This window comes from Sphaerospermopsis reniformis (genome assembly GCF_005402885.1).
GTDB lineage: Bacteria > Cyanobacteriota > Cyanobacteriia > Cyanobacteriales > Nostocaceae > Sphaerospermopsis > Sphaerospermopsis kisseleviana.
Map to the genome: position 1 here is coordinate 1 of NZ_BJCE01000236.1, position 8,302 is coordinate 8,302.

Sequence of the window (8,302 nt, forward strand, 5' to 3'; positions counted from 1 at the left end):
AAGGTTTGTGTATATTTTGGGTAGTTGGAATTGTGTCCAGATGAGACGGTTTAAATGTCCCTTAATACCGTCAGCGGGTGTAAGATTATTGGGGATGGTGTAGCAGTTGAATTCAGGGTAATTTTGCGCTGTTAATAGGGTAGGTTGGAGATATTTTAAATATGGTAACAGATTTAAAGCATAGTTGCTGATGCCGGTTGGTTGGGAGAAGATAATGGCTAAATTTAGGATTAATTGATGACAGGATGAATTATTTAGTGTGTTCATTAACCAATCCTTCTATTTATCAAGATTATTATTTATATCTCAATACTAACTTAACAATCTCCCAAGAATAAGAATTTGATGTAATCACAAATTCATATAAAAATTTTGTGAAAAGGTAAACTCGTAAAATCAATCTTTCCCACAGAGGACGATGCTTTTTATAGTAATATATTTGGCTGAGTCTATATTCTACAACCATTTTATTGGCAATCTTGTTTACAGAATGTCCTCGAATATGAATTAAAGATACTTGGGGTGTATATAAAATTTTATAACCTTTATTTTTGACTCTTTGACATAAATCAGACTCTTCAAAATACATGAAAAAATTTTCATCAAAACCACCCAGTGAATGAAATAAATCTGCACGAATAAAAAGTGCTGCTCCCACAACAATATCTACTTCTTTAATTTGTTTAAAATCCTGCTCTAAAGGATTTAACTTAGTTGGAAACTGAGCATAACTCTGTAATTTCTTAGCTTCTATCTCACCTTTAATACTGATTTTTGGTGAAAACGAGATTTGAAAACTGCCATCTGGAAATAAAAGTTTAGGTCCTATAATTCCTACTTCTGGATTTTCTTCCATTAAATTAATCAGATGTGGCAATATGTTACTGGTAATTATGGTATCGGTATTTAATAAAAATAAAAATTCTCCTTTAGCTACTTTTGCACCAGCATTATTTCCTGCTCCAAATCCGCGATTTACTGGTAATCTAACTAGGTGAATATCAGGAAAATTTTTAGCTACAAAATCTGGACTAAAATCTTCAGAAGCATTGTCAACTACAATTACTTCTGAATTATCCTTGGTGAAAAATTTAGATATAGAATTTAAACAATCTGGCAAAACCTCAGCACCATTATAGTTAACTAAAATAATTGATACTTTTTTCGTCATTTTCTCTTGTTGTAATGTTTGTTAATTTTTAATGAATATGATTTGATGATTTTTTTCAAATCAAATATGATTTTTAATACCCAAATTTTTAATGCTATACCTTCAGAATTATAACCCATTAATAAACTTTTACCAAATAATTTTAATATATTCACACCAAAATCCAGTTTCTTATCATCAAAAGGATTAGACCAATTTTCATCATCTAGCTCTTGCTGAAAACGCTCATAAAAAGCTTGACTAAAGTTGCGATGAACTAAATAGCTATTACCAGTAATTTTAAAATTTTTACTTATCCATGCTGATAACTCAGGATAAATTTTACCTGCATCGCGCGTAACTCCGACATTATTTAAACCATGAATTCTATAGCTAACTAAAGGTTGGTGAATATGAACAATTTTGCCTTTCTGCGCTGCAACTAAAGCAATCCACCAATCATGATACCAGCTAATCTTTTCCTGTTCTGGAAATGGAAGTATTTCTTTAAGTAGAGAACTACAAAATAAGACAGAACATCCTGTTACTACATTACGAAGTAACAATAAATCTGTGGAGAATTTCTCAGGGTTTCTTCCTTCAAAATTCCAGGTAGAATCATGAATAATTTCATCATTACTATCTATCATTTGTAAATCTGAATGTACTAAAATTGCTTGTTCAGAACGCAATGTTTTTATTAAAATATTCAATTTTTCTGGATACCATATATCATCCTGATCTGCAAGTGCAATTGCTGTAATATTTCCATCTTCAAAACAATAATTTAAGCCTCTTTCAAAGTTGTAATAATGATGAAGGTTATGCTTGTGAAAATGACAAACAAAGCGCGAGTCTTTAGCAATTATTTCTTGAATAGCTATTTGGTATTCTGTTTCAGAACAATCATCAACAATATAACACACCCAGTTTTTATAATCTTGATTTTTAATTGATTGTATCTGTTTTTGTAAATATTCTAAATTTGGGTTGAAGGTTGCTAAAACAATAGCGATTTTTTCTGGGTACTGCATTTAATGATGTTGAGAGATGGTAATTTGACTCCTCATTTGTAAGTAGCTTTCAATTAAATTAACTTATTTTTCTTGCTAATTGTCCATGATAAATTTCCTGTAGTATGTTATCAATATTATATTTGTATTCCCATTGAGGATAATGGTTTTGAAATTTACTTACATCTGAAATATACCAAATATGATCACCAGAGCGATTTTGTTCAGAATAGCTATAATTTAGTTTGTTATCTGTTAATTTTTCACAAATAGCGATCACTTCTAGCATAGAACAATTACTATGCCGAGAACCTCCTATATTGTAAACTTCTCCACATCTGGGATTTTGATAGAAATGGTAAAAAGCATTAACTAAATCATAACTATGGATATTGTCTCTTACTTGTTTACCTTGATAACCAAATATGGTGTAAGCATCACCCAAAATAGTACATTTCATTAAATAAGCTAAAAATCCATGTAGTTGAGTACCAGAATGATTTGGACCTGTTAAACAACCACCACGAAAACTAACAGTTTTCATATCAAAATATTTACCATATTCTTGAACTAAAATATCAGCAGCAACCTTAGAAGCACCAAAAAGAGAATGTTTAGAATTATCAATTGTCATTGATTCATCAATTCCTTGATAATATTGATGATTTTCTGCGATTTCCCATCTAGATTCTAACTCTTGTAAAGGTAAAAAGTTGGGAGTATCTCCATAGACTTTATTAGTAGAAGTAAAGATAAAAACTGCATGAGGACAATATTGACGCGTAGCCTCTAATAATACTAAAGTGCCATTAGCATTTACTGTAAAATCAGTATGAGGATCTCTTGCAGCCCAATCATGAGAAGGTTGAGCGGCAGTATGTATAATTAAACTAATATCAGAAGAATATTCTTTAAATAAATTTCCAATGCCTTCCTGATCACGAATATCAATGTTATGATGTTGATAGCGATCGCCATATTTTTCCTGTAGTAAATTACGATTCCAACTAGTGGAAGCATTTTCACCAAAGAAAAAAGCTCTCATATCATTATCTATACCTACAATATTAAAACCTTTTTCTGCAAAAAAATGTACTGACTCTGAACCAATTAACCCAGCAGATCCTGTGATAATTACTGTGGACATAAAAACTCCTTGATGAACATTAATGTATAAATCAAATCAAAAATTACAGTTTTTTTAGGATAACACAGATTGCAAAATTATTTCATTATCTTTAATCCAATTAAAAATATCTTGCAAAGTTTGTTGAGGATTAATTTTGGGTTTCCATCCAGTTTTTTGCATAATTTGAGCAGAATCTGTGATAAAAATAGGAATATCCCCAGGTCTTTCTTCTTTTATTGACTTAATTTCAATAGATTTTCCAGTGATTTGTTCACAAATTTGAGTAGTTTCTAATAAAGAAAGACTATTTTCTTTACCTCCACCAACATTTAAGACATCTCCATCTAATTCAGAAAAATTTTCTAATTGATATGTTACTAAACTCAGTAAATCATCAATATGCAGTAAATCTCTCACTTGTTTTCCTTGACCACCATAGCCAATATAACTTAAAGATTTACCAAAATAATGAGCCGCTACCCACAAAACAAATACTCCCTGATCTACTTTTCCCATTTGCCAAGGTCCAGTTAATACGCCACAACGATTAATAATTGCTTGTATATTATAAGCATTTCTGTATTCTTCAATCAGCAATTCTGAGGCTAATTTAGTTGTACCATAAAGAGTACGATAACCTGTTAAGGGGAAATTTTCTGCTACACCTTCACCAGAAATACCTGTTATTAGTTGATTTGTAGCTATTTCTAACCGGGTATCTAATTCAATAATATTAATATTTTTTAAAGATTCAACTGGATAAACTCGACTAGTAGAGAGAAATAATAACCGAGATTGAGTTTGTCTAGCCAATTCTAAGATATTAATTGTGCCGATTAAATTAGTTTGTAGTACATACTGAGGTGAACTAAATCCTGCTAATACAGAAGGTTCTGCTGAACAATCTATAATTGTATCTATGTCTAAAATTTGCGGATCAAGGTCGGATGAAGAGCGAATATCTCCGTGAATAAAATCAATATTATGCTTTTTAAATCGATATAAATTTAACTCTGAGCCTCTGCGTTTAAGATTATCTAAGGTGATAATTTGCCAATCTGGATATTGTTTTTTTAAACCTATAGCAAGGGAGCTGCCAACAAAACCAGCCCCTCCAGGAATGAGAATTTTATGAGTCATGATTTTTAGATACCTACTTAATTATCAAGGTTTAGATGCTTTTATAAACATTTGTCCTCCCAAGATTTTCCAAAAGAAAGGAATCATGAGATAAATTTTTAATAAATTTGGAGAAAATGGTCTTCCTTTAGTAGAAAAAGGAAGAAAACGAGGAATGATCACATCAATTTTATAGCCAATAGTTTTCAATAATTCTTCTAAAGATAAGTGAGTTATTGGTAATTGATGATCAATAAAATCATAATATTCTTTATAGGAATATTTGAAATTAGGCTGTATTACCAGTAAAGAACCACTAGGTTTTAAAATTTCAAAACAAAAAGCTAAAACTTCAATCAGTTCTTCTTTATTATTTAAGTGTTCAAAGAAATTGGAAATAAAAATGTAGTCAAATTTTTGGTCAATTTGTTTTTGATCAGATAGACTCAGAATATTAATGTTTAAAACGTTAACATTACTATCTGCAAAATTTTTGGCACTAGGATTGAGGTCTATTAAATACTTGGTTTTGGCTTGAATATTATTAATAAATTCACAGTATCCTCCACCAATATCTAAAATATCATAATCCTGATGAATATACTTTTGCAGAAAATTTTTTATGAGTATTTTCCACAGTTCAAGTTTAGCCTTTTGTTGTTTTAAATCAAAACGATTTTGATATAATTTTTGGAGATATTCTTGTTGGTTTGATTTTACATCTTTATTGAGCATGATTTTATTTTTCTTTGTTGTTTAGAGTTTTTATTTTAGAATGTTGACGAACATAATCACCACGAGAAAGCATTTTTTCTAATAAAATTGAAAGCACAATAAATAAGTAACGGCTCCCCATTTCTCTAATTTTTAATTTAGAAATGCCTGTTTTGCGATTGGTCCAGGTAATAGGAATAATTGTATAAGTATAACCTCTAGCAATTGCTTTGAGAGGGATTTCTACAGTTAAGTTAAAATGGTGTGACATTAAAGGAGAAATTCCTTCAATAACTTCTCGACGATAGGCTTTGAAAGCATTGGTTGTATCATTAAATTTTAAACTAAACAAAGTTTTAACAAATAAGTTTGCCAGTCTATTAATGACTAGTTTATGCTGGGGATAGTCAATTACTTTACCTCCTTTAATAAATCGTGAACCAAATACACATTCATAACCCTCCTGGAGTTTATAATAGTAATCTATAATATTTTGGGGTGAATCTGAACTATCTGCCATAACAATAGCCACTGCATCACCTTCAAAGTTTTCTAAACCACATCTCACAGCAAAACCAAAGCCATTAGGATAGTAATTATTAATATATCTAACTTGAGGATTTTCTGCACAAAGTTTTTGTAAAACTTGCTCTGTGTTATCCTTACTATTATCATTAACAACTAATATTTCATAAGCGATATTTTCCTGTTCTAATACTTGAGTAATAGATTTAACTGTTGGCGTAATTCCTTCTTCTTCGTTATAGGCTGGAATTACTAGGGAAAATAATTCTATAGATTGGTGATTTTCATGATATTTAAACTTATATTTTTGATGTAAAGATAGTTCTAGTCCTTCTGGATAAAATATTTCTGATGCTTGATTTTTGAGTTGATTTTTGAAAACCAGGCGATCGCTGATAATATAATTTAAACTAGCACTTAATAAAACCCCAATCAATGTATTAATCTTATAATCAACTTTTAGCCAATCTAAAATAGGAAAAACGACAAATACTCTTAAAATAACAGCAGTTCCGGCAGATAAATGATAGAGAGGAATTTGTTTAAATATAACTTCTTTAATATTCCAAACTCCTCCTGTCCATACCCAAAGACGATAAATAAAGAAACTCAGTAATAGAGATAATTCAGTAGCAAGTGTATTGGATACATTTCTTAATAAAGGACTATTCCATCCTAACCATTCAATCATTACAAAGATGAGAATTAGGTTGAATAAGGCTGCTATTCCTCCACAAATCAGGAATTTTAGGATTTTTTTGGAAAATAAATAGGTTTTCATTTTTTCGCCTAATATACTTAATCTGTATATATTTAGTTAGTTTTAGTTACCGTTTAATTAAAGTCATTTCCCATGTAGGATTAATAGGAATTTTATACGTTGTTCCTGCTGAAATTTTCTCAAATTCCTTAGCATAATATGAAAATTTAAAATCAGTATAAGGATTATGGGTAAAATCTCCAGTAATGCCCACAAAAATGACTGTACTTATAATTACAAAGGAAACACATTTTATCCAATATTGTTTTTGACACAATCCCCATATCCAAGTAATGATAAATGTTATTGTTGAAAACATATAATATCTATTAGCATTACCAGGAGGAATTGATAATTCCCAGGATTTCATGGAAAGTAACGTTATAGAAGTCATTACCGATGAAAATAATATTAACATTTTAATTTCTTGTGGAGAATTTATTAAACAATATATTAACCACATCATACTTAATGTAAATATTATATATACAATAAAATTCCAAGGTATATCATTCAGATCACCACCTAAAAATTTTAATAAATAGCTTGTCCTATTTAGTCCAATTAAAGATGGCAAAAAAACGTTATTAGATAAGACTTTTGCCAGAAAATCTAAATTTCTTGATGAAAATAAATTATGAGATAATCTTGAGCTAGTGCTGAATAAAACAGATAGTTGAATAATAGAAGTCAGCAATGAAATGAGTAAACATATCTTTCTAGTCTTATTTTTACCAACTAAATAATAGTTACCCAAAACAAATGGCAGTATCATAACAGAGGATATAGTTGACAAACCCGTTATCAGAAATATCATTATGTCAAATAAAAAATAAAACTTTGTATTACTTACAGGAGCTATTATTACAAGAAAGCACAAAAAAGTTAAATACCAATGAGTGTTAGTAAGGTTACTATGTATTTCAAAACAATTAGGTAATGCCAAATATATTGCTGAAATAAGTAGTCTTAGTTTTACAGAAGGTAAAATAGTTTCAAATCTTTTAGAACAAAAAAGTAAAACAGGTATGATTTGAAAAGTAATAGCAACTAAGTTAAATAACAAAGGAGCATAGTGTAAAGGAATTAATTGAGAAATACCTGCTACCAACCGTGGCAAAGTATGTAAATATCCAGCATGGGGAACAAATAAAGATTTTAATACACCTAAATTATAGGCTTGAGAATAAAAAATAGTTCCATCTTCAGCCCAAAATTGCGGGTTCAAAAAAGCATCTATTCTTCTCAAAAAGAGTATTATAAAACAAGTAGTAAATAGTATGATAGGATTAAAATCAATTTTATTTTGTTTGAATGTATGAATTAGTTGCATCCGAAAATTTACCTCAAATATAAAGTTAATATCAGGACTTACGCAAAAGGAAACGAAAGTAGGGGTAAGTCATGAATTACCCCTACGCAAGAATAAGGTTTTTAGTCACATCTTGCGTAAGTCCTAAATATAAATACAGCTATTTTATATAATTCATTATTCCATAGGGATAATTCAATAGCAACTGTATTAGATATATTTCTTAATAAATCTTAATAACTAGGGGTTGCTGAAAAAGTTATCTGTGAGGGGCCAGGAGTTCAAGGAGTCAGGAGTTCAAGGAGTTTTTTTTATTTTGAAATTCTGCAAACACTCACAAAGTGCAAGCTTTTTGAGGATCATAGCACCTAAAACCAGGCGCAATTTTAATTTTCATCATCCTCAATCCCTTGATTTATCTAGGTTTTACATTTATTCAGCATCCCCTAACTACTGGACTTTAGACTAAAAGAGAGCGATCATTAGTGAAAGGGACTGCAAAAAAATCAAGGGATGCCTGTAAGAACAGACACCCCCATAGCGGAAAATGAAAAAAGCACAACCAATTCTCATATAACCG

The 8,302-nt window shown here is 30.1% G+C and carries 7 protein-coding genes and 1 pseudogene; all 8 read right to left on the minus strand.

What is annotated here, in order from left to right:
- Positions 1–267, minus strand: a pseudogene (locus FFR48_RS29640) (glycosyltransferase family 1 protein); the annotation flags it as partial.
- A gap of 28 nt (positions 268–295) precedes the next feature.
- The gene (locus FFR48_RS22625) at positions 296–1,171 is read right to left on the minus strand and encodes a glycosyltransferase family 2 protein (RefSeq protein ID WP_137668919.1); all 876 of its coding nucleotides are present in this window, start codon (positions 1,169–1,171) and stop codon (positions 296–298) included.
- The gene (locus FFR48_RS22630) at positions 1,168–2,184 is read right to left on the minus strand and encodes a glycosyltransferase family 2 protein (protein ID WP_137668920.1); all 1,017 of its coding nucleotides are present in this window, start codon (positions 2,182–2,184) and stop codon (positions 1,168–1,170) included. Before FFR48_RS22630 ends, FFR48_RS22625 begins: the two co-directional genes overlap by 4 nt.
- Positions 2,185–2,242: 58 nt before the next feature.
- Positions 2,243–3,310, minus strand: coding sequence for an NAD-dependent epimerase/dehydratase family protein (locus FFR48_RS22635; protein ID WP_137668921.1), 1,068 nt, complete (start codon positions 3,308–3,310; stop codon positions 2,243–2,245).
- Between the two features lie 54 nt (positions 3,311–3,364).
- A complete protein-coding gene (locus FFR48_RS22640; protein WP_137668922.1) occupies positions 3,365–4,432 on the minus strand; it encodes an NAD-dependent epimerase/dehydratase family protein in 1,068 nt (355 codons plus the stop codon).
- 24 nt (positions 4,433–4,456) lie between these two features.
- Positions 4,457–5,146, minus strand: a complete 690-nt coding sequence (locus FFR48_RS22645; protein ID WP_137668923.1) for a class I SAM-dependent methyltransferase — start codon at positions 5,144–5,146, stop codon at positions 4,457–4,459.
- A 4-nt stretch (positions 5,147–5,150) separates the two neighbouring features.
- Positions 5,151–6,431, minus strand: a complete 1,281-nt coding sequence (locus tag FFR48_RS22650; RefSeq protein WP_137668924.1) for a glycosyltransferase — start codon at positions 6,429–6,431, stop codon at positions 5,151–5,153.
- A gap of 46 nt (positions 6,432–6,477) precedes the next feature.
- A complete protein-coding gene (locus tag FFR48_RS22655) occupies positions 6,478–7,743 on the minus strand; it encodes a hypothetical protein (protein WP_137668925.1) in 1,266 nt (421 codons plus the stop codon).
- Positions 7,744–8,302 lie beyond the last annotated feature (559 nt).